This is a genomic window from Streptomyces sp. NPDC051051, from assembly GCF_040682975.1.
GTDB lineage: Bacteria > Actinomycetota > Actinomycetes > Streptomycetales > Streptomycetaceae > Streptomyces.
Genome location: NZ_JBFBCB010000010.1, coordinates 38,449 through 64,153, shown reverse-complemented (window position 1 = coordinate 64,153; position 25,705 = coordinate 38,449). Strand labels below are relative to the sequence as shown.

Here is a 25,705-nt window from a genome sequence, read left to right as displayed (position 1 = left end):
GGTACACAGGTCCTCGATTCGGTTATGTGTTCGAATTGGTGGGGTGGTCCGGCCGCCCTCCGCCGCGGGGTGAACGGTGGGGCGGCCGGACCGGTCTCAGGCCCTCTCGGGCACGGTGGGCTTGCGCGGCCGGAACTGGTCGGGCAGCAGTGGGCCGACGATCACGTCCCGCACGACGAACGGGCCCGGCTGGATGCGCTGCCGGGTGATGCCCTGCCGGTAGCCGGCCGCCAGCACGTTCACCGCCTGGGCGATCGCCTCCTGGTGGCTCAGGCCGGCCGATGCGAGCACGGCCAGGTCCCGGCGCAGGCTCGGCCACTGGCCGAGGTCGATCACCACTTCCTCGGCCGGAGTGCGCCGGGGCAGAGCGGTCGGCGCAGTCTCGGCCGGTCGGTCGGGGCCGGCGGCCTGGACCGGTTCGGCCGGTGGCGCGTCCTCGGCCGCCGGGGTGACCGATACGGGGCTGTCACCGGCGCTGGCCTGCGGCGCAGAATCGTCCACCGGCCGTACGGGCTCGTCGGTCGGTGGCGCAGAATCGGCCGCCGCGCGGTCGATCTCCTCCAGGTCGCGGGTCACGGTGTCGCGTGAGATGCCCAGCCGGTCGGCCATCTGGCGCAGGCTCAGGTCGGGCTCGGCGGCCCGCAGTTCGGCCACCCGGCGGCGGCGCAATGCGCGCGCGGACGCCGGGCTCACCGGGTGCCTCCGGTGTGGACGGGGCGGCCGTCGCGGACGATGGTCAGCAGGTGCGGGCCCGCCTCGAACCAGAGCTCGTAGAGCGGCTCGTCGGCCGCCTCGGTGGCGAAGCAGCCGACCATGCCCGCGGCGTGCTCGACGGTGTCGGGCAGCGTGTGGGCGAGCGGCTGCAGGGACAGCAGGCCGTCGCCGGCGTCGCCGACGATGTACGTCTCGCCGAAGGCGGGGAAGTCGCCGGCGGCCGGGTAGTGGACGTGGACCAGGTCCCCGGGCCGGGCCGGGTACCAGGGCGCGGACTCCAGCGCGTTGCCCGCCTTCATGAGGGCGTCGATCTCGCCGCCGAGGTCACGGCGACGCTTGGCGTCCTCGGCCTGGGCGAGCGGGCTTTGGTCCACGTCGTCGCTCAGCGGGAGCTGGGCGGCGATGCGCATGGCGAGCACGTCGACCTGGATGGCCCACGGCTGGGGGCGCTCGGTGACCTGGGGGTCGAAGTAGGCGGCGGGGTAGCCACTGATCATGTCGGCCGTGACGACGTCGTCGACCGGCTTCTTCAGGACGCGGGTGATGATCTGCAATGCCTCGGTGCGGCGCATGGGGTGTCCTTCGCTGAGGTGGTGGCCGGGCGGGCGGGACGGTCGTCAGGGCACGTCCCGCCCGCCCGGCGGTCTCGGGTGGTCAGGCGCCGCGGGTGCGGCGCCGAGTGGTCGGGAGGGCCTCCACCGGGACCGTGACGCGGAAGCCGGCGCGGGCGAGGTCGGCGGCCTGGCGCTCGGCGATGCGGCGCAGCTCGTCCTGCTCCAGCCGGAACTCGCGGGACAGAGCAGCGGAGAGGAGGTCGATCGCGGCGGCGGTCACGATGCCGGTGCGGGCCATCAGGGCTCCTGTGGGTAGCGGTAGCGGGCGCGGGCCTGGCGGACGCGTCGGCCGCGGGTCAGGTGGAACTGGGCATGCCACGGACCGGTGGTGGTCTCGGGCAGGTACGGCACGCGCGGCGGGCGCTGGGTCACCGGCGGCAGGCGCCGTCGTCTCCACCGGGTGTCGTCGGCGGCGAGGACGACGAACGCGGCCAGGACCGCGGCGAGGACGATGAGCCAGATCATCCGGTCACCCCGTTCGTGCGCTCGTCGTAGGCGACGAGGGCGATGTCGAGGTAGACAGCCTGGTCCCATCGGGCGTCCTGGCCGGGGGCCCGCTCGCAGGCGCAGCGCAGGCCGCACAGGGCGGCGTGCATTGCGGCCTCTGCGACCATGGCCGGGTCGGCCAGCTCGTCGACGTCGAGGACGACCAGGTCGCCCGCGGCGGCCACGGACCAGCCGGCCAGGTGCGACCACTGCACCGTCATCCCGGACGCGCAGGCCTCGGGCTGCACCAGGTCGTCGTGGCCGGGCAGCCACTCCAGCCGTAAGAACAGCTCACGGCGGCGGCTGTCGCCCTCGATCCGCATGCCGGTCTCCACCGTGTCCGGCAGCAGCACGAGTTCCGCGAGCGCGCCATGCACGGCGTCGGCGTAGGGCAGCTGCGGCAGGGTGGCGCGGGTGGCGTCGTCCACGGACAGCGCGCTGTCGTGGGTGCTCTTCCCGGACACGTCCGCCACGGCGGCCTGGCCCGCGGCGCTCACTTCGCACCGCCCGTCTGCTCGGCGAGGCGGGCGCCGATCCACCTCGCGGCCGCCGCGACGGTACGCAGGGGCGAACCACCGCGGCCACGGCCGTCGCTGGCGTGCGCCCACCGCACGTGCTGCCCGTAGCCGTACGGCCCCTGCGGGTCGGGCACGGCGAGCGCCGTCCAGAGGATGCCGCCGAGCTTCCCGCGGCCCTGGCTGATCTGCCCGACGACGGTGTCTTTCGTGACTTCCTTGGTGCCGGTGCGGGTGACGACGAAGTCGTGCGGCTCGTCGTCGACGGCGCGCCCGAAGTCGAGCCACGGCTGACCGGGCCACAGCAGCAGGCCGGCCGCCTGGCGCGGCGGCAGGCCGTAGCCGAGCGTCTTCGTGCTGGTCATCGTGGTGCCGGTGTCCACGGTGGCCTCGCCGGTGATCACCTGCGCGGCGCCGCACGAGCGGCACACGATCCGGACCATCGTCTGCTCGTAGCTGTTGCCGTGCCCGCACTCCTCCTGGGGGCAGGAGTGCGTGAGCGGCGGGTCGCCGTGCCAGGTGCGGCGGTAGGCGTTCTCCTCACGGCGGAGGCCGATCTCCCACGACGGGCGCTTGCAGCCCGTGCGGTGCTGCGGCTGCTCCCAGCCGAGGTAGGTGTCGAGGGCCGAGTTCACAGTTCACCGCCGGCGGCCGCGGCCTGGTCGTCGGCGGCGGCCAGCTGCTCGCCGGCGCGGGCCAGCGCGTCGGACACGCACATCGGCGAGCAGTACCAGCGCGGCGCCGTGTCCTCGGTGCCAGCGACCTCGATGCGCACCCAGCCCGACAGGGCCGTACCGAAGCGCGGAGTCTCGACCGTGCCGCAGCCATCGGTGGGGCACGGCGCGTGGACGTCGCGGACCTCGGCGTCGACGAGGGACGCGAGCCGGATCCGGGCGTCGCCCTCGACGACCAGGTCCGCGCGGCCGCCGTAGGACGACGTGCACCCGATGACGGCCTTCTTGTGCGTGTCGCCGGGCCCGGGAATGTCCACGCTGCCGTTCCAGGCCAGCGTCATCGGGAAGGAGTCCAGGGCGGTGGTGCCGTACTCGGCGGCCACCGCGATCTGCGCGACGGTCAGCAGGTCGGTGCCCGGGCGGCCCTCGATGAGACGCAGCACCGCGGTGAGCTTGCGGTGGTCGCCGGCCATGCGGGCGAGCTGACGGCCGCGCTCGACGAGCTCGGCTTCGTCCTCGGCCTGGGCCTGCTCGTACGCGGCGGCCGCGATGTCGGCGGCGGCCTGCGCGTCGAAGAGGATCCCGGCCTCGTGCTCGGCCTGCGCGATCTCACGGGACGTCACCGCACCGGCCTTCATCGCCGCAGCGATGACGCCCTCGGCGGCCTGCACCGGCAGAGGCGGAGGCAGGCACGCCTTGCAGTACAGGACCTGGGCACCGGACTCGTACCGGCGGCCGCGCGGGTCCGGGGACAGGGGGCCGGCCTGCGGGCCCGTGCTGCACATGCAGCACTCGGGCATGGCCGGCTCGGGGAACGGCGCACGGAGGCGGTGGGGCACCTCCGGGTTCGGCGTCGGGGCGGCGAGTGCCTCGCTGAGCGGCAGCGGCGGCCGCGCGGGCGGCGTCTCCGGGGGCAGTGCTCCGGGGGTCTGAGATGCTGTGGTCACGGTTTCCACTCCTGTGGTGTGTGGATGTGCCGAGGGGTCGCGTTCCGGGGTCGAGCCGGGCGCGGCCCCGTACTGATGTCTGGGGGTCAGGCGGCGTGGCGGTGCACCGGCTGCGGCCGGCCGTGGACGACCGCGCGCTCTGCGGCGAGGCGCGACTGCAGCGGCATGAGCGCGCGTACCAGGTCGGCGTCCTCGCGGGACAGCGGAGGCGCAGCGTTGGCGATCCGGCGGACGTAGGCCTGCCGTTCCTCCGCGGTCACCCCGCGCTCCTGGGAGCGCTGGCTCCGGCGGGGATCTCGTCGACGAGGTCCTCGTCCGCGACCTGCAGAACGGTCTTCAGGGCCGCGTACACCTGCGGGGAAGGCTGGGTTTCGCCCTGCTCGATCTTGTAGATGTTCCAGCGCGAGCATCCGGCGACTTCCGCGACCTCGGATACCTTCAGGCACCGATCCTCGCGAGCACGCCGGAGCTTGGCCCCGGATATCTTCCGGCTCAACATGACTCCAAGGTACTCCACTTATTGGATTTCTCAATCCTTACCGTGGAGTAACTTGGACAGTGATTGGGTGACATTGGAGTTACTCAGCGCTCCGCGAGGCAGCAGACCCGCAGCGCAGGGCCACATTCGACAACATTGGAATGCATTGGAGTGCCCATGTACTCTCGGCCCATGACAGCTGCCCCTGAGCCCAGAGTCCGGCTCGCGCAGTACATCGAACGCCGGATCGCGGCACTGGCCCTGGAGTACGCAGAGGTCTGCCGACGCGCGGAGATCTCCGACGAGACGCTCGGCAAGATCCGCAAGGGCATGAAGGCGCGCGGCTCTACATACCTCAAGCTGGAGAGGGCCCTGGAATGGGGTCGGGGCAGCATCGCCTCAGTCCTCGACGGCGGCGAGCCGACACTGCTGGAGGCGCCGGCCCCGCCAGCCCCCGACGCTGAATCACCCCCTCAAGGGCCCTCGCTCGGGCAGGAGTTGGAGCTGGCCGAACGCCTTCTTGCGGCAACCGTCCGGGAGATGAAGCTGTCACGCGAAGAGGCTGACGAGGTATGGCAGCGGGTGCGGCTGAATATCGAGGTTACCCACCGGTCACGTAAGGGTGATAGCGGGGGTAATGACCGAAATGACCGCACTGGATAGTAACGGTAAGGTCACGAACCGTTTCAGTTTCTACCAGAGTGACACTCGTCTTACAGACAGTGGTCCCCAGTCACTGCATATGCCACATACATGGACTGGGGGAGTCGCACATGTCTAATTTCGGCCAGCTCGTTGCAGCCCTCGCGGGCGGCGCCCTGCTCGGTATCGCCGCGGTGCTCGTCGTCAATGCGAGGGATGTCGAGCGAAGGGCCGAGCGGCAGCGCAGGATCGATACTGCAGTGCAGGCGATCGTGGCCGGTGTGGAGTCGTACCGGCGTGACTGGCCGCCGGACGTAGACAGCGAAGAGTCGGGCGCGGACGCATCGGTCGAGGTGTACGCGAAGGCCCATCTCCGGCTGCTCATACGGCCGGCCGCGGCTCCGTCGACCGCCAGCAGCAGACCTCAGCGGTCCAGCCGCCCGACTCCGGTCCGGCGCAGATCACGCTTCCAGCGCAGATGACGGGATCTCATGCCGCCACTCGATCCGGGTGGTGACAGGCGGCTGATTGCGGCCGGCATGCGTGCTGGGTATGACGCAGGGCCGGCCGAGATAGCCGGGCCTGCAGATCAACCGGACCAGCATCCGCTGCGCCTTCAACGGAGCGGCGGCCCAGGACTCCCCCACGTCCCTACCGGGCTGCACGATGCTCTGCACCACCGACGGCAGCAGCAGCGCGCGCTCCCTGGCTTCCAGTTCCAAGACCTGCTGCTCCTTCTTGGCCAGCGAGGCCGCCAGCAGCCGGACCTCGGCGAGCGTCTCGCCGGTCGCCGCTCTCAGCTCGTCGCGCTCCGCCCGGGCGCGGGCCAGGTCCGCCTGCACCTGGCGGACGGTGGTGTCAGTGCCGGCGGGCGCGCTCAGCACCTCGTAGATGTCGGGGCGGGCGAGGTAGGCGAGCATCACCCCGGGCTCCTCTGCCGTCCCGATCAGCAAGTCGTCCACCGGGTCCTTCTGGATCTTGGACCCGCCGCACTTCGCGCACCGGTAGACGTCCGGCCGGCCTTCCTCATACCGGGGCCCCAGGAGCGTCCAGCAGCGGCCGCACGTCAGTGCGGCCGTGACGGCGTGCAACAGCTCCCCGCCGGGGGAGGTCCCACGGCCGGACGCGGTGAGCATGCCGTGCACGTTCCAGAACTGCGGCTCGGGCACGATGCCGTTCCAGATGCCCTGATAGACCGTGCCCTTGTAGTAGCGCAGGCCCGCGTACGCATGGCGCAGCGCCATGGCCCGCAGCTGCTCCCGCTGGAACGGCCGGCCGCTCGCGTTGAGGTGGCCGCGGCCGAGGAACTCCCGCTCGGCGGCCGCCAGGGTGTGCCCTGCCTCCAGGATCCTGAACAGCTCCTGGACGACGTAGGCGCGCGCCGGGTCCGCCTCCCACGTGAGGAGTCGCCCGTTCTTCTGGTCGTAGACGGGCCGCAGTCCATACGGCGCCTTCCCGTACGGGCGGCCCCGCTCGGCGTCCGCCGGCGCGGTGCGCACCAGGCGCCGGTGTGTCTTGTACGACTCGTACTCGGAGTCCACCGCGTCGTCGATGAGCGCCTTGCGGTCGCGGCCGTTGGCGGGGTCGTAGAGCCGCTCGTGGGTGGTGACCCAGATACGGACGGCCTGCTGCTCGCACAGCTCGATGAAGGCAACCCACTCGCCCACCTTGCGGCTGCCGCGGCTGGACTCCCAGAGCATCAGGACGTCCGCGCCGAACGCGCTCTGCCTGCCGGTCGGGCCGGTCTGGAGGTCGGCCACCAGGCGATCGAAGTCGTCGCGCCGGCGCCGCGCGTACCGGCTCGCGCTGCGGCCGTCGTCGATGTACGGCTCCCCGAGCGTCCACTCCTGGTCGTCGGCGGCGAGCCGGTTGTCCCGCCCCTGATCCTCGATGGACCGGCCGCCCTTACGGTCGGACAGCCGCCGGTACTCCCGGGCCCTCAGCCCTCGCACATCCCACATGCGTACGGTCTACCAGAGTCTGGGTCCTCTATGAAGCTGATTCTCCACAGTCTGTCTGTTAAAGGAACCAAAGGTGTGGTGCCAACGCGCTGCGGCCGCCGCACCGGGGGGGTGCGGCGGCCGCGCGGGTGGGGTCGTCAGCTGGCGGGCTGGCCGCTGCCGGGGCAGGTCTCCAGCGAGCCCTGCCGCTGGTGCATGGCCACGGGCTCACCGGGTGCGGCGCCGACGCCGGCCCCGCAGACAGGGCACGAGCCTTCGGTCATGCCCGGGTCGAACCGGCCACCGGGGCGGGCGTGCATGCATTCCTCCATATCGAGCTCCTCACGTCGTGTGGGTGGTGCTGACAGGTGGTGCTGTGCTGCTCCCCGCCCGGCCGGCCGGGCGGGGAGGGTCAGAGCTTCCGCACGTACGCCTTCGCGCCGTTGTGGAAGTACAGGGTCATCCCCTGCTCCTGCTTGCCGTCGCGGGTCGACCAGCGCTCGATGCGCGCGATCTCCGGCGAGCGTGCCTGGCCGATCGCCCCGGCGAGCCAGCCCTCGGGGCTGTCCCCAGGGACTGCGTCGGTCCATGCGGCCGGCTCGCCCTCGACAGGCTGCTCCTGGTGGTCGTGGCGCTCGCCGTCGGCGAGCTGGCCGATGATCTGCCAGCGGGCCTCGCCGTCTGCCGTGCTGACCGCGATACCGAAGGGGTGCTTGTCGTCGCCGGCCTCCGCCAGGGTCCGCACCTGGAGGGCTCCCGCGGTGTTCTTCAGGGTGTCGAGGACGAAGTCCTGAAGCCTTCGTGGACGCATGTGGATCTCCCTTTCGTGGCGGGCTGGCCGCGCCAGTCTAGGAGCGGGGGGCGGGCGACATGCCGACGCCCCGATCGGCGAAGAACGACAGCCGTCTGGTACGCGGCCTAGCAGGTGCAATCAGCGATTGCCCAGGTCAGTGCGGCTCCGAGTGCGGCCAGGACCGTGAGGTACGCGACCAGGCGCCAGTCAATCCTGCGCATCGTCGGCCCCCTTCCCGAGCATGTGCACCGCGGCGGAGATCAGCCGCGCGACGGTGAGCGGCGCACACAGCGTCGCGGCAGAGGACATCGGGACCGCCCAGTAGGAGGCGATCGCCGGGTCCGGGTCCGTGACGTCCAGCCGTGGCACTCCCAGGTACGACTCGCGGCCGAGGAAGTCGACCTCGTGGTCCCGCCGGCGCCAGTCGTCGACGGCCTCGTTCCACGTCCTCGGCATGCTGGCCGGGACGATGAGGTAGTAGCGGCGGCCGTGCGGGTCGCAGATGACCGGGCCTCCGTCGAGGGCCTCGTCGAGGAAGGCATCGACCTCCCTCGAGGGCCGGGTCCCGCCGGCCACCGCGTAGACCAGGTGGGCGGGCAGCCGTACGGCGGAGAACAACGTGCCCAGCGGCAGCATCGCGATCCGGTGCTCACCCCACTCCTTGCGTGCCCGTTCCCGGGCGTCCTTCGGGAGAGTGGACAACAGCCAGTGCTCGGTGGCCAGTCGACGATCGGCTCCCGGGTGCACGAGCACTCCGGGGTCCGTCTGTACGGGCGACAGAGCCCTGATGTGGGACGACATGCGCTTTCCTTCCGACCCGACTCGGTATGGAGCCCCATCGTCAGGAGGAAGATTCGCCGATCCCATACCAACCTGACATACCGTGGCCGTATGGTCACGGCATGAGTGGTCGGGAACTCTGGGCTGACGGGCGTCTGCGTGCAGCGTGGGCTGCCCGCGACTGGCCCACGCTCATCCGCCGGTACCGGGCCCTGGCGGGCATCTCGCAGCAGCGCTTCGGCGAACTGGTCGGGATGACGCAGGGCTACGTGTCCCGCCTCGAACGGGGCAGGCTGCGGGTGGTCAGTGAAGACGTCATCGCCCGATTCGTGAGAGGACTGCAAGTGCCGATCGAACTGGGCGGCGTACGCAACAGCGGCGACGAGTCACAGCAGTGGGCTCCGTCCGCAGAGCTGCGCGACCGGATAGCCCATGCCCACACCACCGGCCGCGCGGACCTGCGTACGGCCGACTGGATCGGCGTCGTACTCAGCCAGCACCGACGCGCCGAGGACACGATCGGCGGCCGCGCCCTGTGGCCCGTCGTCCGCTCGCAGCTCGACGCGGTCACACAGCTCATCCCCCTCGCCGCCGGCGCGGCCGCGGACTCCCTCATGCTGCTCGCCGCGGAGCACGCGCACTGGTTGTCGTGGGTGGCCTGGCAGGAAGAACAGCGGGGACCGGCCCTGTCGTGGATCGACCTCGCGCACGGCTGGGCTGTCGACGGCGGCCACGCGGACATGGCGTCCTGGGCCCAGCGCGTACGGGCGTACTACAGCCTGACGTACGGCGATCCGGTGCGTGCCCTGCGCACGGCTGAGGCCGCCCGGTATGTGGGCCCGAGGCCGCTCTCTCCCGCGGCGGAGGCGGTGGCTGTCCACCAGGAGGCGATGGCGGCCGCCCGGCTCGGCGAGCGGAACCGGGCGGCGCGGCTCGCCGACGAGGCCCACGCCCTCGCGCTGCGGGCACCGGAAGAGGAGGAACGCCCGGGCTGGCTGTACTGGCTCGACGCGACCAGGTCTCAGCTGCAGGTCGCCGATGCCGCCTACGCCTGCCACAGATGGCGGGACGCCGCGGACGGCTTCCGCCAGGCGCTACCCGCCCTGGCCGGCTACCCCAGGGACTACGCGTACTACCAGGCCCGGGCGGAGGACGCCGAGCAGCGGGCCTAGACCAGGTCGTAGCGGAGGATGAGCGGGCTTTCGCCGTCGGCCAGGCGCTCGCGCACAGCGGCCTCGACCTCGTGGTGATGAGGGCCGTAGCGGAGTGCCTGTCCACCGGCCTCGCCCGCAGGCTCCGGGTCGGACAACTCGAACTCCTCCTCGCGCAGCGGGAGGTCGGCAGGCTCATAGTCGTCCGGCCCGGCGCCAGGCGGCAGGACTCGGTACCTCACCAGGTAACGGCTGGTCATGACGGCGCCCTTCTACTCCCGACAGCAGAGCGCCCCAGGTGTCGGGGCCCGGGGCGATACAGGCAGCATAACGGCCACCCATGACAGCGTGGGCAGCAAATGACGGAACGCCCCCTGCACGGCCCGCTTACGGGCCGTGCAGGGGGCGTCGCTCATTCTGTTCCGGGGTCGGGAGCAAGGGTCTGTGTGCGCCGGTCAACGCGGTCGACCGCGTCCCGGAGGGACCCGCCCGAATTGGGCTGCAGCTCATGGTCGACACGGGCCAGGCGCTCCTCGATGTGGTGGAGGCGGACCATGACGCCGGGGCGGGCCGGGACGCCGGGCCGCTCCGGAACGCCGTGCCAGTCGTCGGCCATGTCGTCCATCCGGTCGACCAGCCTGCGCAGCCCCCGGGCCACACGCCACGCCAGTACCGCGGCACCCGCGATCGTCACGGCTGCCACGCTCCACACCGCCGCGGCGTCGACCGCGGTCACTCCCGTGCTCTGGCTCATCTCGTCCCCCCGCTCTCACGGCCCGCACGCTTCAGCGCGGCGAGGACGTCGTCGTCCTGGCGGCCTGCGCCGTCAGTACGCAGCCAGCCGGGCAACAGCCTCTGGACGCCGGGCACGGCCATAACCCGGGTGAAGCCGCCCGCGATGGCCAGCGCGCCCGCGACCCACGGCAGCGCGGCCGGGATACCGGACGCGTCGACGACGGCCGGCAGCACGACGGCAATACCGATCGCTGTCTGGAGGATCGTGCGTGCGGTGCGCTTCGTGGAGTCCTGCATGGTGTCTCACTTTCCGGAGAGGAGCAGCCGCCAGGTGAGCGGGCCGGGGTAGCCGTCCGCGTCGCCGGCGAGAGCGGGCGTCGCCCGCTGGAAGTCACGGACGTTGTCGCGGGTGTGCCGGGTGAATCGGGGCCCGGGCTGGTAGCCGTCGCCGTCGTGGTGACGGGCGAAGCCGCGCCGGATCAGGCCCTTGTCGAGGACGGTCACAGCCGGGTTGGTCTTGCCGAGGATGAAGGCGGAGCGGCCGGGGAATGGCGGTGCGGCGGTCGTAGCGGTGGCGCCGGGCAGGTAGCCGAGCAGCTGCTGCAGGCTGACCGCGCCGGGCACACCGTCGGCATCCTCGTGCGGGGCGGTCCCGGAGTAGCCGAGACTGACCTGGAAGTCGCTGAAGTTCTCGGTGTCGGCGTCGCTCCAGTCCGGGCCCGGCCCGACCTGGTAGTGCGAGCCGAAGCCGCGCGCCACGAGCGCCTCGCCGACGGTGGTGACGTGGTCGCCGTGCGCCCCGTACCCGTACGACAAGCCGTTGATCACGACCTGGTAGCGGGCGATCTCTCCTGTGCCGCCGCCCGTACCGCCACCGGTGCTGGTGCCGTCCGGCCGGCGCGCGCCCGCCTGCACCCACGCATACAGCGGGTCGCCCGGGCAGGCGGTGGCGTAGCCGTCGCGGTGGCCGAGGACGTCGTCGCCGGCGGCGCCCGCGCTGCGGTTGCGCTCGATCGCGTCGACCAGGCCGTGCAGCATGGCGTCGGTCGGCTGCACCAGGCCGGAGGCGCCGAGCATCGCGCACACCGAGTAGTGCCGGGAGTTGAGGGTGGCGGTGCCGTTCGCGCCGGTCCTGCGGTGCACGCCCCGACCCTCGAAGACGCTGCCGTGCGGACAGACGACGTCGTTGTACGCGATGTCGGAGTAGTCCTCCTTCGTGTTGGCCAGGTGGGCGGCCTGGAGGTCGCGCATGTGGGCGTAGCAGCTGCTGTGCGCGCCCGGGTCCGCGAGGCTCTTGGGGACGTAGGCGCCCTCGTAGTGCACCTTCGTGCCCTCGGTGGAGGAGATGTAGACGAGGTCGTAGCGGGACGGCCGTGCGCCCCATTCTGCTCGAGTGATGAGGTCCATGGGCCCTCCAGGGCATGGGTAAGCCCCGGGCCGGATCGGCGCGGGGCGATGGGTGCGGGACGGTACGCGACCGGTCAGGCCACCTCTGTGATCTCGACGACGAGGCTGCAGTTGCTGCCCAGGCACTCCGTGTTCGTGGACGTGCTCGCGATGAGTTTGAAGGTGTGGCTGCCCGCTGCGGCGAGGGTGCCGACGTAGCTCTGGGGGTGTGTGCCGCGGTCTGCGGCGGCGTCCTGGCGGAACACCGCCAACGGCAGCTGATTGGCGCCGTCGACCACGAGACGGCCTGTCGAGGATCCGGCCGACGCACCCAGCGAGTTGAAGTCGAAGACCGCCCAGGCCTTGAAGGTCGCCCCCGGCATCTCGGTGGTCAGGGTGATGGTGGCGCCGGTGACGTCCACGTTGGTGGACGAGGCGGGGACGGTGCCCGTACCGATCGCTATGGGGTACGTCCGCGGCTGCAACCGGTTGGCGCGTCCGGCGGTGAGCCGCTCTCCTGCGAGGAAGGCCATGTGTTCTCCCTTCAGAGAGCCAGGTAGGCGGGGTGGGCGAGGCGCACGTCCGTGCCTGCGGAGTGGTTCTTGACGATGCCGTTGACCGACCGGACGACCGTGAACGTCTGCGGGCTGGACGCGCCGGTGATGCCGGTGACTTTCATGACCTCGCCTCCCACACGGATGTCGAGGGGGAGCTCTACCGGGTCCTGCGTCCACACCGGTCCGGACGTGGTCGTGACGGAGATCGAGGTGGCGGTTGCCGAGATGCCGGCGGTGAGTGCGGAGCCGTCGGTGTCCACGCGCACCGGGGCCCGGCCGGTGAAGGAGAGGTCGTCGATGTAGACGGCGTCCTCGCCGCCCGCCGTGCTGTTGTCCTTCACGTAGCGGAACGTCACGGTGCTCTTGCCGGTGACGTCGACGATGGCCTGCGTCCACGGGGTGATGCCCTGGGCGCGCAGGACCTGGACGCTGTCGACGAGGACGAGCAGCCGGTCGCCCTCGAAGCCGGGCCCGGACGCTTCGCTGGACGTCCAGTACCAGAACCGCAGTTCGGTCATGCCCGGCGGGACGGCCACGATGGCGTCGGACGTCTGGTTGTTGGTGATCGCCCCGGAGCGCAGTGCCCAGGTGCCGCTGTTGTAGTGGGCCTGCGAGCGGGTCCAGGGCAGGGTGCCGCCGTTGGTGAAGGGGATGACGTAGGTGGTGTCCTGGAAGTCCTCGTAGTAGGCGAGGCCGGCCACGGTCCAGGGGTCGGCCGGGGTGCAGGTGAAGAAGACGTCCCAGGCGTACTGGTCGAAGGACTCGGTGTAGCCCTGGACGATCAGGTTGATGTCGCCGGGCGGCAGCCACGGCGGCGGGTTGGTGATGCGGATCAGGTCGCCCTGGTCGACTTTGAGGAGGGCCGGGATGAGGTGCGGGGCGGCCGCGAGGTTGACGTGGACGACCGGGTAGCGGGGCGCGTCCCAGGTTCCCAGGTGCAGCATCCAGGCGGCGATCGGCTGCGCCTGGTCGTCGCGGGCGAGGGAGCGCTGGATGCTGCTGTCGTACAGGCCGACCCCGTCGGGCGGGGCCTTGACGGAGAGCGGCCCGTCTTCGAGGACCGCGCGGCCCGCGCTGCCGTCGATGCGCTGGACGGTGACGTCGTTGACCACGTCGGCGTCGTCGTCCAGCGGCTCCAGCGGCGGCGCCACTTCCCCGCCGGCGGCGTAGTTGAGGGTGAGGGCCGGGGCCTGGTTGTAGAGGGTGGTGCGGCCGCGGTAGCGCAGGGCCGGCCGGGCGCGGTGCTCCATCAGGATGCCGCCGTCGGAGTCGGCGGCCTGGCCGAGCAGTTCGAGTAGCTGGGCGGGACGCTGGGCGCCCATCGCCTCCTGCCCGGTGATGAGGCCGCGCACGGACAGCGGGATGTTCTCCTCGCTGGCCAGGCGCAGCAGCCGGGTCCCGGCGTACTCGCCGAGGAACCCGTCGTCGGCGGACTCGTAGGTGGTGACGGCCGACGGGTAGGGGGAGGCGAGGGACGCGGCGACCCCGGTCCACACCGCGACGTGCCCGAGGCTCATGCCCTGGAAGTCGGAGCCCCAGCTGCCGAGGATCTGGGCGGCGCGGCCGGGCGTGCCGGTGAAGGAGGTGCGCGCGAACCAGTAGGAGGCCAGCCCGTCGGTGCGGCGCCAGGACGCGTGCAGGAACGTCGTGCCGCCGCTGGCGGAGGTGTAGATCTGCAGGCGGTTCCAGGGTCCGGTGAGCGCGGCGAGGGCGTCGGCGTCGGTGTAGTTGATGAAGCCGAGGACCGTGTCGTCGGAGTCGCGGGCCTCGATGCGGATGCCGCCGGTGCCGACGAGGACGGTGCAGTACGCCATGGCGGAGCCGGAGACGCGGACGCAGGCGATCTGCTGCTGGGTGGCGGGCAGGGCCTCCAGCCGGTAGACCATCTCGACGTGCCAGCCGGTCGCCGTGCCGCTCGGCACGGTGCCCTTCACGGTGGACGCGGAGCCGAGCGTGGGCAGCGCCTCTGATCCGGGCAGGGTGTCGACGCCGGCGAACTGCAGGCCGGTCACCGTCATGGGTGCGACGCCGGTGATGGGGCTGTAGGCCTGGGTGGCGCCGGAGCCTTCCTCCATCGGCCAGTAGGCGTCCGGGTTCCCGGAGGGGATGCGGCGGCGCAGCGTCGAGGCGAGCGGGGCGGTCGCGCGGCCGTAGCGGCGCAGCACCCCGGCCGCCTCGACCGGCACCCAGCGGTCGTTGCCGGAGACGTCCCAGCGTGGCGGCCAGGCGGAGATCTCCCCGACGAACCGGTCCTCGCGTGCCCGTACCTTGGCGGTGCCGTTGACGGTCCAGGTCCGGCCCGCGCTGTCGACGAACGAGGTGGCGCCGTCGGCCAGGGAACGGAAGTCCGGGCTGGCGACGATCGTGCCGTCGATGCCGGAGCGGACCTGGAAGCGGGTGCCGATGCCGGTGAACGGCTTCCTCGGCGGGGTGGTGGTGGCGTCGGCGGGGCCGATGTACAGCGGGCTGTTGGTGGCCTGGATGCTGGTCGTGGTCGCGCCGACGGCGTCGCCGCCGATCTGCTCCCACGGGCCGTCCAGGGAGTCGGCCTGGTACCAGCGCAGGGTCAGACCGCCCGCGCCGTTGTCGACGTCGAGGGTGACCCGCAGGGCGCGGCCGCCGTAGTAGGCCGCCGTCAGGAACGCGGTCTGCACGACGGCGCCGGCGTCCAGCCAGTTGAAGACGATGTTCCCGTTGAAGACGCGCAGCGTCCAGGACCGCTCGGCTGGGGTCGGCCCCCACTTGCCGATGATGGCCTGGCTCAGGGCGGTGTCGGTCATGTCGATGTCGAACTCGGCGCGGACGTCGATGTCGCCGGTGATGTCGAGCACGGCGGTGTCCGGGGTGGAGACGGTGCCGGTCGCATCGCCGTCCAGTTCCAGGTGCGCCTCGGCCGCGGGCAGGTGCACCCGCACGGGCGTGTTGCGGCCGATCTTCCCGTACAGGTCGGAGAGCGGGTTGCCCTGGCTGTAGCGGCCGGAGACGCCCGGCGCGACCTTGCTGGCCCCATTGTTGAAGGTCAGTTTGCACTTGCCCGGGTCGGTGCGGGCGCCCTCGTCGGGGCGGCCGCGCACGATCGTCATCAGGTCGCGGGTGTAGACGTCCGCGGTGATGGGCTGCCATACGCCGTCGATCTTGAGGTCCGCCTGGATGTCGAGCGGGGTCTGGGGGAACGCCACCGCGGATGTCTCCTTCCTATCGCCGGCCGACGAGGCCGTCGGCGCTGCCGCGTCCGTCGACGCGGATCATCTTGCGGAGCAGGCGCTTCCAGTCCTCGTCGGCGCCGCGCACGTCGAGGATGACGCGGGCCGTGCCTCCGCCCGCGGCCATGCCCAGGACGGGTGCCATGCCCAGGCCGAGCGGGGCGGGCTGCACGGACTGCGGGGCCACGCCGGGCATGGCGTCCAGCTCGGCGCGCAGTGCCGGGATCCGGCCCGCGATGCCCTGCTGGAAGTCCTCGACGAGGGCTTGGCCGGAGTAGCTGGTGTAGCCGCGGCCGGAGAACGGGCCGGTCTTGGCGGGGGAGAACGGGAAGAAGTCCCGGGCCGCGGAGACGATGTCACTGGCCGCGTCGCGCACGGAGCCGATCCGCGACTTGATGCCGTTGATGAAGCCGCTGATGAGGGCGGAGCCGGAGTTCCACAGCAGGCTGCCGAGGTTGCCGAGGCCGCTCTTGATCCGGCCGGGCAGGCCGCGCACGTAGGCGATCATCTCGTTGGCCTTGGTGATCGTGCCCTGCTTGGCGGACTGCCAGTGCTTGACGATCAGTCCGGCCAGCGTCCAGTTCAGCCACAGGTTGTAGATCCGCCCGGGCACGCCCTTGATCCAGGTGACGAGCGCGTTCCACCAGGACGCGGCCGTGCTCTTGATCGAGGACCAGTGCTTGATCAGCAGTCCGATCAGGGTGAAGTTCATGAACGCATTGATCATCATGTCCTTCGCCCAGATCAGCTTGTCCACCACCCAGTTCCAGGCGGCCAGGGTCCAGGCCTTGATCTGGTCCCAGTACACGACGATCAGCGCGACCAGGGCGGCGACGGCGAGGATGATCCAGCCGATGGGGCCCATGGCGATCAGCCACTGGGCGGCCATGACCGCGGCCCAGGCGACCGCCCGCGCGGCCATCAGCGTGAACTGCACGGCGGCGGTGACGCCGGCGCGGATGACGGCCAGGATCCAGGTACCGATCGACACCAGGGCGGAGCCGGTCCACGCCGCGGCGGTCCGCAGCGCCGACAGCGTGGCGGCCGCGCCGAGCCGCAGGTAGACGCCCAGGCCCACGGCGTTCATCCGCAGCCAGCCGCCGATCACGCCCCACGTCGAGGCGGTCATGACGGTGTGCGCCGCGGTGACCACGGTGGAGATAGCCGAGTACGTCATCATCGCGCCGCGCACCACCAGCACCGTGGCGGCCAGCCCGGCCAGGGTGTAGGCGAGCGGCTCGAACACGGCCTGGTTGTCCATCGCGAACGAGACGAAGCCGCCGGTGACCTCGCCGAGTTTGCCGAGCGCCTGCCGCTTGAAGCGCTCCAGGCTCTTGGCCGCGCTGTCGCCCATGGTCTCGGTCAGCCGGTCGGCGGCGCCGTCCGCCTTGTCCATGCCCGAGGCGGCCGCCGCCGTCGCCGGGTCGAGCGCGTACAGGGCGTCACCCATGACGTTGGCCGGGTCGCCGAACAGGGCGGCCGCGGCGTTCAGCCTGGTCTGCTCGTCCGTTGTCCCGCGCAGCGCGTCGAGGGTCATCGACAGGGCCTGCTCGGCGCTGTCCCCGCCCGCGCCGATCATCTTCGCCATGTCGGAGGCGGACAGGCCGATGCTCTTGTAGGCGGTGTCGACTGCGGTGCCGCCGGCCAGGGCGCGCTCGCCGAACTGGCCGAGTGCGTCCGCGACTTGGTCGGCGTCGCGGGCGCCGTTCTCCAGGCCCTGGGAGATCAGGCCGGTGGCGGTCTGGCCGTCGATGCCCAGCCGGCGGAACTGGGTGGAGTACTCGTTGAAGGTCTCCAGCAGGTCGCCGGACTTGTCGGCCGCGGTGCCGAGCCCGGCCGCGAGAATGTCGAGGGCCTCGTCGACGTTGTCCGCCAGGCCGGTGCGGACCATCTGTCCGGCGGCCGCGGTCGCCATCGTCAGGTCTTGGTCGAAGGTCTCGGCCAGTGCAGTGACCTTGGTGGTCACGCCCTCAAGGCCGCCCTCGGCGGCGGAGGTGTCGCCGATGTTCTGGTAGACGCCCTTGATCGCCAGGTTCACGGTGTCGACCGAGTCGCCCCAGGCGTTCTGGTAGACCGATGCTGAGACCTTCGCGACGTCGGCCGCTTCCTGCGGGCCGAGGCTGAGCTGCGCGGCCAGCTTGGCGTTGGCCGCGTCCGTGTTGATCTCCTGTGCCAGGCTGACGCCGAGCGCGGCCGCGACACCGGCACCGATGCCGGTGGCCGCGGTGTCGAACCGCTCGCGCGCGGACGACAGACCCTGCTCGGTGTTGTCCCTCGCGACGAGGTTGAACACCAGCGACGTATCGCTCACCGCGCACCCCCTGTGGTCAGGGGGCTAGCGGCCCCTGCTCTTCATCTGTTCGAGCGCCTTGGTCTGCGCTTCCTCGTAGGCGTCCAGCCAGGACAGGACGGCGTCTTCCTGCTCGACCGTCAGGAGCTCCCACTCCCACGGGCGGATGGACAGCAGGCGGGCCGCGTCGCCGTAGCGCGCTACTCGGCGACGGGCGGCTGGGCTTTTCCCTCTTCCTCCGGGTCCTCCGCCGCGGCGGCGATCTGCTCGTCGAGGCGGGCCAGGATCATCGGCCGCATCTCGGCGCTGGCCCCTTCCTCGGCGGCCTCGCGCATCTGCCGCAGCTCGCCCCGGGAGTACTCCAGCGACAGCTCGTCCCACGCGAAGTCGACGTCGTCGAACTTCACGGCGCCGGGGTGGTCGCGCTTGAGGAAGGTGAACAGCAGCGCGCGCCGGCACAGGCTCGATCCCTGGACGACGTCCTTGGTGAACTCCGTCCAGGTGCGGCCGGTCAGGCGCTCGATGCTCTCCCGTTCGGAGGACATCATTTTGCGCGGGTTGTACTTCCAGCGCGTCGGCTCGTCCTGCCCCTCGGGCGTGTAGACCAGGAACACGTGTCTCTCCTCATCCGGCCCGGTCGGCGATGCGCCGGGCCATGTTCTCCATGGCCGCCTCGACGGCCTGCTTGTAGACGCCCTCGCGCCCCTGGAATGCCTCGTCGAACCAGCCGGTCTTGCCGTGCTGCTGCACCCAGATCTCGCGGTTGCCGTACACCGGGTGCCGCCAGCCGCCCGCCCTGTTCAGCCGCTTCGGCGCGTTGGGGAAGCCGCGGATGTTCTTTGTCTTGAAGGCCTTCACCCGGGCCCCGCTCCAGCGGCCGCCGAGCTTGACCTCGGGCCGGATCTTCTTCGCGACGGACGAGCGCAGGGCGGGGGCCGTGGGCAGGCCGGCCGACGAGACGGCCATGACGGCGCTCTTCGCCGCGGCGGCCCCCGGCTTCAGCGCCTCGCGCATATCGCGGGCCAGCTCCTTGCGCAGCTGCTTCCCGTCCTCCTCCGCACGGATCGCACGGGTGAGAGCGGCCAGGCCCTCGTGCGTCTCCACGCCGAGGCTGAACGGCGGGCCCCCGCCGGCCATCAGGTCGTCGCCCTCGCCACGGCCCCCGAGGTGGGGAACGTCAGCCCCACGGTGGCCTCGTCACCCACGCTGCCCTCGATGGGGTTCCACCCCTTGATGAGGACGTTGCCGGAGTACTGGGGGTTGGACGTGCCGACCGCGGCCTGGTCCGCGCGGACTGTGAACGGGACGACCTGCCCGAGCAGCGGCCACATGATCGCGTCGAGCTGCGAGGCGGCGAAGTCCTGGAGGAACTCGCACGAGAGTTCACCCGACTTAAGGCCACCGAGGACGACCTTCCACCCGAGCGACGCGTAGGTGGTGACGTCCTTGTCCTCGACCTCGACGGACAGCTCGGCCTTCTTGGTGAAGTCCTTCAGATCGGTGCCGTTCAGCGTGAGGTGCTGAGCGAGCAGAACCATCTTGGGCATGGGGCCCCCTTCCAGGGCATGGCGAAACACCCGACAGGGGCCGGGCCGCGGGGTGGTGTGGGGTTACTGGATGCCGAGCGAGGCGACGAACAGGAACGACGGCGTGGTGCCGGTGATGGTCCAGGCGATCCGCCACCAACTGTCGGTGATCGCGGTGCCGTCGGTGCGCGCGACCTGGCCGCCGGCGGCCGTCGCCGCGGTGAACGTCGCCCGCGTCGTCGGCGCGGCGAAGGTGTTGTCCGGAGCCGACTCGACACGGGCCGTCAGCGACGGCGTCGTACCGGCCACGGACAGGACGTGCAGCGCCGCGTACAGCCGCTTGCCGGCGGCGACCACGCCAAGGTTGAGGGCGGTGCCCGTGCCGGTCGCGGTGCGGGCGGTGCCGGGCGGGTGGGCGAACTGCCCGCGCACCAGCGGCCACGACGACTTCGCGGTGCCGGACCAGGGGGCAACCTCCCCGACCGCCTCGAACAGCTTGTAGTCCGAGCGCAGCGCCGCCATGAAGTACGCCAGGTCCCCGACGGCGGCGCCGTTGTTCGCGCTGACCGACCAGGGGATGACGGTGCCGAGGTGGGCCCATGAGGAGTCGTCGACCTTGCTCGGGTCGCCCGCTTCCCATTGGCCCTCGCCGGACAGCTCGGCCGAGCGGAGTCCGCCGAGGACTTCCGTCCAGCCCTGGCTGGCGTAGTTCGTGCTGTCCTTGTCCTCGACCTCGGCGGACAGCTCGATCTTGTTGGACGCTCCGGTGAGGTCGACGCCCGCGGCGAAGGTGCGGACGTTGAGCAGGACGGTCTTGCTCATGTCGCCTCGCCCTCGGGGTGGGCCGCCCGGCGCCGGCGCGGCGCGGCCGGAGGCTCCGCATCGGCGGCGACTTCCTCGGCGACGCCGGAGGCGACCAGGTGCGCGGCCTCAGCGGTCGGCAGATCCACCTCCTCGCCCTCGGCCGGCCACGGCTCGCCGTTGCGGGCGGCACCTTCGGGCATGGCGACCAGCATGCGGATCCTCATCCGTCCCCCTGTCCGATGATCTTGATCATCAGTTCGGCGCCGACGTAGGTGGTGCCGGCGTGCTCGTACCAGCGGTAGCCCTGCACGCGCATCACGTGCAGGTCGTGGGCGAGGCCGCCCAGGGCGTACTCGCCGGGCGCCCCTCGCGCGAGTTCGATCGTCTGCTTCAGCGAGGCCGGGCCCGAGCCGGACAGCATCGCGTCGAGGATCCGCTGAGCTGCCCGGTCGTCAGCCCTGCCCACCAGGACACGGCTGGTGAAGGTCAGTTCGTCCAGGCCGCGGCTCATGGCCCGGTCGAATAGCTGCTCGTACTCGGCGACGAAGAAGTGCGGCGCGGTCACGGCGTCCGGCACGTAGCCGGAGCAGGTGAGCTTGCCGACGCCTTCGGGCAGGACCACGTAGCGGGCCGCTTCGGCGATCGCCTCACGCACGGCGGAGATCTGCACGCTGCCTCCTCTCAGAACCCGGGGATGATGTACGGCTCGATGAGGTTCCACACGTCCGGGTCCCGGCGGGACAGGTTGCGCACGCCCCACTCGGCCGAGCCGATGATGCCCTCGGGGCTGTCCTTCCGCTTGAAGAGGCGGGAGGCCTGGATGAGGGCGGCTTCGTGGATGTCGTCCGGGACCGCCGGCCAGCCGAAGCGGGCGGTGATCCGCAGACGCCCCGTCGACGTGCCCCACGTGCCGAGCGAGCGGAACAGTCCGGTGACGGGCCGGCCGTCGGCCAGCGCGTTGTCGGGGCTCGTCTCGTAGGCGGTGACCGCCGACCACGACGAGCCCGAGCCGGTCTCGACGACCAGGCCCTCGGCGCTGCCGATGTCGTCGACGAGGAACAGGTCCCCGTCGTCCTCGCGCACGATGCGGCCCCGCGGGTTGAACACCCGCTGCACCGGAGCCTCGTCGAGCCAGAAGCGGCGGCCGGTGGTCTTGTCGATGCTGCGGGACGCGGAGGCACGGGCCCGGTTCAGCTGCGCGTCCCGGCTGGTGTCGCCAGGCTCGATGCCGAACTGGGCCTTCAGCTCCTCAAGGGTGACGTACTCGTTGGCCACGTCAGGCCTGCTCGGCGCCCCGGACCCGGCGGCCCTTCGGCGGCGTCGTGCGGGTGGACGGCCCGGCGGGCACGTCACGGACGGCGGCGGGCGGCTGCACGCCGCGCAGCCGCAACTGCTCGTCGACCTCGGCGACGCGGTCGTCCAGGCCCAGGCCCGCGTACCCTTCCCGCTCACGGAGAAGGGCAGCGATCATCGTGTCTTCGGTCATTGCTTGGCTCCTGCGTTGAGCGGGTGCCCGCCCCCGGGGTGAGAGCGGGCACCACGTGACGGGCATGGTCAGACGAGCTGCACGTCCTTGACGTTCGCCCACGGCACCAGCAGACCGGCCGCCGTGGACACGCCCTGCGGCAGGAACTCCACGTCGGCCCGGTTGACCGTGGTGAAGCCGCCGCTGACGTAGCTGATCTGCACGGTGGAAGCCCCCGACCACCAGGCCGGGTACGCGAAGGTCTCGACGTTGCACGCCATCTGAGCGCCCCTTACTGGCCGGTGAAGGCCGGCGCGACCAGGCCGGTCCCGCCGATCTTGCGGGCGTGGGCGTAGCGCTGGTGGGTGTAGGCGAAGTAGCCGTAGACCACCAGCAGGACACCCAGCGAGGCCGCCTTGGCCTGCTCCGCCCGGATGTACATCGGGGCGTCGGGGTCCTCCCACAGGTGGCACTCCTGCCGGTCGACGAGGTAGATCTCGTCCTCGTTCGTGCCCGCGCCGAGGTTCGTCGCGATGTTGTTGTCGACGACGACCGGCGTGCCGTTGGGCAGGACGCCCCGGATGCCGCGCCCGTAGGCGGTGGCGTAGTTCGCGCCGAGGGTCTGGGCGATGATCCCCGGCTGGGTGATCAGCGGCCAGGTGGAGCCCAGCGCGTTCTGCATCCAGTACCAGCGGCGGGAGTGCATCACCGCGAGGTTGTCGCCGGACGCCATGTCGAGCATGGCGCCCTCGACCCCGGCGAGGCCCTCGATGACCTTCGGGTACAGCGCGGTCGCGGTCGGCGAACCACTGGTGTAGGCGACGGCGGTGGCCACGTTCGTCAGGCCCGTGGCGGCCTGGTTCAGCAGCTTGTTGTCGAGGTTGGTGTTGTACCGGCGGAACAGGTCGTCGAGGACGACGGCCTCGACGCCGGCGCCGCGCTCGACGGCCTGCCTGGCGATGGTCTGCTGGCCCGCCGCGGTCTGGACCGGGATCGACAGGTTCGTGTCGTCCATGTCCTGCTCGGCCACGGCCGCGTTCTCCGCCGACTGGAGGTCGACGGACGAGCCGGTCGTGACGCGGGAGATGTTGACCTGCATGCCCTGCGGCGGGAGGTCGTGGCGGCGGATGGCGTCCGCGAACGGACGGTTCGCCTGGGCGGCCGGGGCGTACATGTCGGTCAGGTACTGCGGCACGACCAGGCCAGCGAACGCCCCGGTACCCACGGCGCGCTGGAGCTGGTCGCCGCGCTCGACGCGCTCCTCCTGCATGTGCCGGGCGAGGCGGGCCTGGGCGTCGTAGTCGCCGATGAACGCGGCCGCGACGTCCCGCTCGAAGGCGGCGCCGCGCCGGTCCTGGTCGGGCCGGTAGGTGCGCTCGTCCTGCCCGACGCGGTGGACCTGGTCGTAGGCCGGAGCCCGGGTGGCAGCCGGGACGGTGCGGGCCTGCAGCGCGGCCAGCTCGTCCTCGCGGACCTGCTCCGCCTCCAGGCCGGCGAGGGCCTCCTGGCGGCGGGTGACCTCCGCGTCCGCGGCGTCACGGCGGGCGACCTGCGCGGCCACCGCCTCTTCGATCAGGTTGTCGTCGGAGCGCAGCGCCATCAGCGCGTCCTGCTCCTGCTGGCGTGCGGTGATCGCCGTGTCCAGCGCGGTGCGCGCCTGGGCGATCAGCTCGGCGAGAGTCATCTCGTCGGTCCTCTCTGAGTATGGATTCCAGGCGCCCCGGTCCAGACAGACGGCCACCCGAGGCAGTGCGCCGGGTGGACTCGTGCGCGCAGAGCGCAGGGCAGTAGCTCCCGCCGGGCGGCGGGAAAATGAAGGGTCAGGTCTGGGGCAGCTCGTAGAGGTGCCAGACCAGGCCGTCGGCGGTGCGGGCGGTGGTGCCCCACCAGCGGGCGCCGTCGGGGATCGGCTGGCCGGTGCCCACGACGAGGAACGTCCGGTCGGCGCCCGGTTCCTCGAGGGAGCCCTCAGCCCAGAAGTCGACGACGTGCGGGGCGTCCTCGCTCACACCGAGTCGTTCGGCCGCGACGTGCAGCGGGTCACTGTGGATGTTGCGGACCTGCGGCTCGCCGGTGACGAAGATGCGGTGGCGGAGCATGCGGCGCGTCATCGGGCGAGCGCAATCTCAAGGAGGGCGCGGGCGCGGCTCGACGTCGGTGCGGCCGCGGGCTGGCGCATGCTCGCGCCGGTGTAGGGGTTCGCGCCGTAGCCGACGATCGCGACGTCACCGCGGTGGATGTCGTACCGGTTGATCCGGTACTCGGTGTAGTCCGGGGACCACTGGCCCGATTCGATGCGGAACGCGAAGGACATCTCGTCGACCAGGCCGGACCGCAGCTTCGGCGCGATGTAGGCGACGTCGTAGTCCGCCGGGTCCAGAGCGGGCGCGCGCACGTCCAGGCCGTCGGCGCTCTCGGTGAGGAACAGCGTGCCGGTGGTGGTGCGGGCCAGGCGCCGCAGCTGGTCGTGCCCGAGGACGAGCGGCACGTCGAGGTCCGCGCGGGCGAGCGAGTCGGAGCCCGCCCCCTCGGTGACGATCTCGGTGTACGGGCCGAACATGTCCCACATCTCGTAGGCCTGCTCGTACACCGAAGCCCGGCCGACGAACTCCAGCGTGCCGCCGGCGTCGCCGCTCTCGCGGACCTGGACGCCGGACAGTGCGGCGCGGACCGTGGCCCGGGCGCCGGCGTGCTCGGCGCACCTCCGCTGCGAGGGGCGGTCTGCGCGCTGACGGATGTGCTGGGCTCGTTCCGCCGCAGCCGCGGCGAGCGTGGGTGTGGTCATGACGGTGCTCCCGGTACGGCGGTGGTGGGCTGGGCGGGGACGGACCGCGAGCCGAACAGCCGGTCGAACTCGGCGAGCTGGTCGTCCGTGAACGGCGGCCGGTTCTCCAGCGCGCGCGCCTCGGAGGGGGCGAGGATCCGGCTGGTGATCTGCGAGCCGATCGTGCGGGCCCGGGCCTCGGGGTCCATGCGCAGCAGTGCGTCGGTGTTCAGCTTCACGAACCGCGGGCCGGACACGAGCTTGCGGCTGAACGCGTCCTCGCGGCGGCCGACGGCCGGCCCCAGATTCATGATCAGGAACTGGAGGTTGCGCTGCCCGATGTTGGCGTAGGTGATGCTGCTGCCCGACACGGCCACGTCGACCAGGTCGCCGGGGACACCGAAGAAGCGGGCGATGTCGGAGGCTCCGTACTGGCGGGCCTCGAGGAACGAGGACTGCGAGGCGACGGCCTGGATCGGCTTGTACTCCCAGTCCATGCCGTGGACGAACAGGCCAGAGCTGTCGACGGCGGCGCGGAACTGCTCACGGGCGATCCGGGCGTTGTCCTTGTCGACGGTCTTCTGGTTGTTCTTCAGCTCAGCCAGCGGCACCGCCCCGCCGGCGAACCAGTCGCGGGCGAACTGCTGGGCGGACAGAGACTCCTCGATCGTCCACGCGGCGAACGCCACCGGCGACAGACCGAGCGGGCAACCGGCGACGGTGTACTGCTTCTCATGCCAGACCTCCCACGGCTCGTACTCCTTGCCGCCGATCACGAACTTCGTGATCGTCGAACCGTTGCCGCGGACCGATACCGAACCCAGCTCGACGAGGTCGACCCGGCCGGGCAGGCCGCGCCCGTCCGGGCCGATCACCCCGGACCGCTCAGTGATGATCCCGAAGCAGTTGCCGCCCCGGTCGAGGTCGAACTCAGTGGAGTACATCCACTCCTTCATGCCGACCTCGGTGCCGCCCGGCGAGACCAGGACCGGAGGCTTGGGCACCTCGACCTGGATGCCGTTGACGTACCGGTAGACGTCGATCGGGAAGCTGGACATCAGGTCGGCCCGCAGCCGCAGGCACGCCCACACCGCGCTGTTGCGCAGCGCCGTTTCGCTGGTGACGTGCACCCGGCTGGAGCGCCGCTCCCGCGACTGCGTCAGGGCGTCCTCGGCGGAGCCGATCTGGGCGTCCCGGGTGAACGCGCCCTTGAGCCTGGACCAGGCGCCCATGTCCACCTC

36 protein-coding genes are annotated in these 25,705 nt (G+C 71.5%); 3 read left to right on the top strand and 33 right to left on the bottom strand.

What is annotated here, in order from left to right:
- Nucleotides 1-96 precede the first annotated feature (96 nt).
- The 9 genes from AB0N31_RS10535 to AB0N31_RS10495 all read right to left on the bottom strand — a co-directional run bounded on the left by AB0N31_RS10535 (nt 97) and on the right by AB0N31_RS10495 (nt 4,449).
- Nucleotides 97-693 (bottom strand): HTH domain-containing protein, encoded by a 597-nt coding sequence (locus AB0N31_RS10535; RefSeq protein WP_366057965.1) that lies wholly within the window; start codon nt 691-693, stop codon nt 97-99.
- On the bottom strand, nt 690-1,286 hold the full coding sequence (locus AB0N31_RS10530) for a hypothetical protein (protein ID WP_366057964.1): 597 nt from the start codon (nt 1,284-1,286) through the stop codon (nt 690-692). The genes AB0N31_RS10535 and AB0N31_RS10530 overlap by 4 nt, the downstream gene beginning before the upstream one ends.
- Before the next feature lie 82 nt (nt 1,287-1,368).
- Nucleotides 1,369-1,566 (bottom strand): hypothetical protein, encoded by a 198-nt coding sequence (locus AB0N31_RS10525; protein WP_366057963.1) that lies wholly within the window; start codon nt 1,564-1,566, stop codon nt 1,369-1,371.
- Nucleotides 1,566-1,793 (bottom strand): hypothetical protein, encoded by a 228-nt coding sequence (locus tag AB0N31_RS10520; RefSeq protein WP_366057961.1) that lies wholly within the window; start codon nt 1,791-1,793, stop codon nt 1,566-1,568. Before AB0N31_RS10520 ends, AB0N31_RS10525 begins: the two co-directional genes overlap by 1 nt.
- Nucleotides 1,790-2,311: a hypothetical protein gene (locus tag AB0N31_RS10515; RefSeq protein ID WP_366057960.1), complete on the bottom strand. Its 522-nt coding sequence runs from the start codon at nt 2,309-2,311 to the stop codon at nt 1,790-1,792. Before AB0N31_RS10515 ends, AB0N31_RS10520 begins: the two co-directional genes overlap by 4 nt.
- The gene (locus tag AB0N31_RS10510) at nt 2,308-2,964 is read right to left on the bottom strand and encodes a hypothetical protein (RefSeq protein ID WP_366057959.1); all 657 of its coding nucleotides are present in this window, start codon (nt 2,962-2,964) and stop codon (nt 2,308-2,310) included. Before AB0N31_RS10510 ends, AB0N31_RS10515 begins: the two co-directional genes overlap by 4 nt.
- The gene (locus tag AB0N31_RS10505) at nt 2,961-3,950 is read right to left on the bottom strand and encodes a hypothetical protein (protein WP_366057958.1); all 990 of its coding nucleotides are present in this window, start codon (nt 3,948-3,950) and stop codon (nt 2,961-2,963) included. Before AB0N31_RS10505 ends, AB0N31_RS10510 begins: the two co-directional genes overlap by 4 nt.
- A gap of 86 nt (nt 3,951-4,036) precedes the next feature.
- Nucleotides 4,037-4,210 carry a hypothetical protein gene (locus tag AB0N31_RS10500; RefSeq protein WP_366057957.1) on the bottom strand — a complete coding sequence of 58 codons (174 nt, stop codon included), beginning with the start codon at nt 4,208-4,210 and terminating at the stop codon, nt 4,037-4,039.
- Nucleotides 4,207-4,449: a helix-turn-helix domain-containing protein gene (locus AB0N31_RS10495; RefSeq protein WP_366057955.1), complete on the bottom strand. Its 243-nt coding sequence runs from the start codon at nt 4,447-4,449 to the stop codon at nt 4,207-4,209. Before AB0N31_RS10495 ends, AB0N31_RS10500 begins: the two co-directional genes overlap by 4 nt.
- A gap of 171 nt (nt 4,450-4,620) precedes the next feature.
- Here AB0N31_RS10495 and AB0N31_RS10490 point away from each other — a divergent pair, with 171 nt between their 5' ends.
- Together AB0N31_RS10490 and AB0N31_RS10485 are read left to right on the top strand one after the other, a co-directional pair.
- The gene (locus tag AB0N31_RS10490) at nt 4,621-5,091 is read left to right on the top strand and encodes a hypothetical protein (protein ID WP_366057954.1); all 471 of its coding nucleotides are present in this window, start codon (nt 4,621-4,623) and stop codon (nt 5,089-5,091) included.
- Between the two features lie 110 nt (nt 5,092-5,201).
- Nucleotides 5,202-5,552, top strand: a complete 351-nt coding sequence (locus AB0N31_RS10485) for a hypothetical protein (RefSeq protein WP_366057953.1) — start codon at nt 5,202-5,204, stop codon at nt 5,550-5,552.
- Here AB0N31_RS10485 and AB0N31_RS10480 read toward each other — a convergent pair.
- From AB0N31_RS10480 to AB0N31_RS10465, 4 genes are all read right to left on the bottom strand, one after another.
- A complete protein-coding gene (locus AB0N31_RS10480; protein WP_366057952.1) occupies nt 5,532-7,031 on the bottom strand; it encodes a recombinase family protein in 1,500 nt (499 codons plus the stop codon). The two genes, AB0N31_RS10485 and AB0N31_RS10480, sit on opposite strands and share 21 nt — an antisense overlap.
- A gap of 137 nt (nt 7,032-7,168) precedes the next feature.
- A complete protein-coding gene (locus AB0N31_RS10475) occupies nt 7,169-7,342 on the bottom strand; it encodes a hypothetical protein (RefSeq protein ID WP_366058004.1) in 174 nt (57 codons plus the stop codon).
- 80 nt (nt 7,343-7,422) lie between these two features.
- Nucleotides 7,423-7,821, bottom strand: a complete 399-nt coding sequence (locus AB0N31_RS10470; protein WP_366058003.1) for a hypothetical protein — start codon at nt 7,819-7,821, stop codon at nt 7,423-7,425.
- Between the two features lie 189 nt (nt 7,822-8,010).
- A complete protein-coding gene (locus tag AB0N31_RS10465) occupies nt 8,011-8,604 on the bottom strand; it encodes a hypothetical protein (RefSeq protein WP_366058002.1) in 594 nt (197 codons plus the stop codon).
- A 101-nt stretch (nt 8,605-8,705) separates the two neighbouring features.
- Between AB0N31_RS10465 and AB0N31_RS10460 the strand changes: the two genes are divergently transcribed.
- Complete coding sequence (locus tag AB0N31_RS10460; protein WP_366058001.1) at nt 8,706-9,755, top strand: helix-turn-helix transcriptional regulator; 1,050 nt, start codon at nt 8,706-8,708, stop codon at nt 9,753-9,755.
- Here AB0N31_RS10460 and AB0N31_RS10455 read toward each other — a convergent pair.
- From AB0N31_RS10455 to AB0N31_RS10360, 20 genes are all read right to left on the bottom strand, one after another.
- The gene (locus AB0N31_RS10455) at nt 9,752-9,994 is read right to left on the bottom strand and encodes a hypothetical protein (RefSeq protein ID WP_366058000.1); all 243 of its coding nucleotides are present in this window, start codon (nt 9,992-9,994) and stop codon (nt 9,752-9,754) included. The two genes, AB0N31_RS10460 and AB0N31_RS10455, sit on opposite strands and share 4 nt — an antisense overlap.
- Nucleotides 9,995-10,146: 152 nt before the next feature.
- Entirely contained in the window at nt 10,147-10,488 is a 342-nt protein-coding gene (locus AB0N31_RS10450) for a hypothetical protein (protein WP_366057999.1), read from the bottom strand.
- Nucleotides 10,485-10,766, bottom strand: coding sequence for a hypothetical protein (locus AB0N31_RS10445; RefSeq protein WP_366057998.1), 282 nt, complete (start codon nt 10,764-10,766; stop codon nt 10,485-10,487). The genes AB0N31_RS10450 and AB0N31_RS10445 overlap by 4 nt, the downstream gene beginning before the upstream one ends.
- A 6-nt stretch (nt 10,767-10,772) precedes the next feature.
- Nucleotides 10,773-11,876, bottom strand: coding sequence for a peptidoglycan-binding protein (locus AB0N31_RS10440; RefSeq protein WP_366057997.1), 1,104 nt, complete (start codon nt 11,874-11,876; stop codon nt 10,773-10,775).
- A 74-nt stretch (nt 11,877-11,950) separates the two neighbouring features.
- The gene (locus tag AB0N31_RS10435) at nt 11,951-12,388 is read right to left on the bottom strand and encodes a hypothetical protein (protein WP_366057996.1); all 438 of its coding nucleotides are present in this window, start codon (nt 12,386-12,388) and stop codon (nt 11,951-11,953) included.
- Nucleotides 12,389-12,399: 11 nt separating this feature from the next.
- Entirely contained in the window at nt 12,400-15,591 is a 3,192-nt protein-coding gene (locus AB0N31_RS10430; RefSeq protein WP_366057995.1) for a hypothetical protein, read from the bottom strand.
- Nucleotides 15,592-15,607: 16 nt separating this feature from the next.
- Nucleotides 15,608-17,926, bottom strand: coding sequence for a phage tail tape measure protein (locus AB0N31_RS10425; protein WP_366057994.1), 2,319 nt, complete (start codon nt 17,924-17,926; stop codon nt 15,608-15,610).
- A 179-nt stretch (nt 17,927-18,105) separates the two neighbouring features.
- Nucleotides 18,106-18,519, bottom strand: a complete 414-nt coding sequence (locus AB0N31_RS10420; protein ID WP_366057993.1) for a hypothetical protein — start codon at nt 18,517-18,519, stop codon at nt 18,106-18,108.
- Nucleotides 18,520-18,529: 10 nt separating this feature from the next.
- A complete protein-coding gene (locus AB0N31_RS10415) occupies nt 18,530-19,042 on the bottom strand; it encodes a hypothetical protein (protein WP_366057992.1) in 513 nt (170 codons plus the stop codon).
- Entirely contained in the window at nt 19,042-19,452 is a 411-nt protein-coding gene (locus AB0N31_RS10410) for a phage tail tube protein (protein WP_366057991.1), read from the bottom strand. The genes AB0N31_RS10415 and AB0N31_RS10410 overlap by 1 nt, the downstream gene beginning before the upstream one ends.
- Before the next feature lie 63 nt (nt 19,453-19,515).
- Nucleotides 19,516-20,253 (bottom strand): hypothetical protein, encoded by a 738-nt coding sequence (locus tag AB0N31_RS10405; RefSeq protein ID WP_366057990.1) that lies wholly within the window; start codon nt 20,251-20,253, stop codon nt 19,516-19,518.
- A complete protein-coding gene (locus tag AB0N31_RS10400) occupies nt 20,250-20,459 on the bottom strand; it encodes a hypothetical protein (protein WP_366057989.1) in 210 nt (69 codons plus the stop codon). Before AB0N31_RS10400 ends, AB0N31_RS10405 begins: the two co-directional genes overlap by 4 nt.
- On the bottom strand, nt 20,456-20,905 hold the full coding sequence (locus AB0N31_RS10395; protein WP_366057988.1) for a hypothetical protein: 450 nt from the start codon (nt 20,903-20,905) through the stop codon (nt 20,456-20,458). Before AB0N31_RS10395 ends, AB0N31_RS10400 begins: the two co-directional genes overlap by 4 nt.
- An 11-nt stretch (nt 20,906-20,916) precedes the next feature.
- Nucleotides 20,917-21,510 (bottom strand): phage gp6-like head-tail connector protein, encoded by a 594-nt coding sequence (locus tag AB0N31_RS10390; RefSeq protein ID WP_366057987.1) that lies wholly within the window; start codon nt 21,508-21,510, stop codon nt 20,917-20,919.
- Nucleotide 21,511: 1 nt separating this feature from the next.
- Entirely contained in the window at nt 21,512-21,721 is a 210-nt protein-coding gene (locus tag AB0N31_RS10385) for a hypothetical protein (RefSeq protein WP_366057986.1), read from the bottom strand.
- Between the two features lie 68 nt (nt 21,722-21,789).
- Nucleotides 21,790-21,981: a hypothetical protein gene (locus AB0N31_RS10380; protein ID WP_366057985.1), complete on the bottom strand. Its 192-nt coding sequence runs from the start codon at nt 21,979-21,981 to the stop codon at nt 21,790-21,792.
- 11 nt (nt 21,982-21,992) lie between these two features.
- Nucleotides 21,993-23,384, bottom strand: coding sequence for a hypothetical protein (locus tag AB0N31_RS10375; RefSeq protein ID WP_366057984.1), 1,392 nt, complete (start codon nt 23,382-23,384; stop codon nt 21,993-21,995).
- Between the two features lie 136 nt (nt 23,385-23,520).
- Nucleotides 23,521-23,811 carry a hypothetical protein gene (locus AB0N31_RS10370; RefSeq protein WP_366057983.1) on the bottom strand — a complete coding sequence of 97 codons (291 nt, stop codon included), beginning with the start codon at nt 23,809-23,811 and terminating at the stop codon, nt 23,521-23,523.
- Nucleotides 23,808-24,485: an HK97 family phage prohead protease gene (locus AB0N31_RS10365; protein ID WP_366057982.1), complete on the bottom strand. Its 678-nt coding sequence runs from the start codon at nt 24,483-24,485 to the stop codon at nt 23,808-23,810. The genes AB0N31_RS10370 and AB0N31_RS10365 overlap by 4 nt, the downstream gene beginning before the upstream one ends.
- Complete coding sequence (locus AB0N31_RS10360; protein WP_366057981.1) at nt 24,482-25,696, bottom strand: phage portal protein; 1,215 nt, start codon at nt 25,694-25,696, stop codon at nt 24,482-24,484. The genes AB0N31_RS10365 and AB0N31_RS10360 overlap by 4 nt, the downstream gene beginning before the upstream one ends.
- Nucleotides 25,697-25,705: the final 9 nt, after the last annotated feature.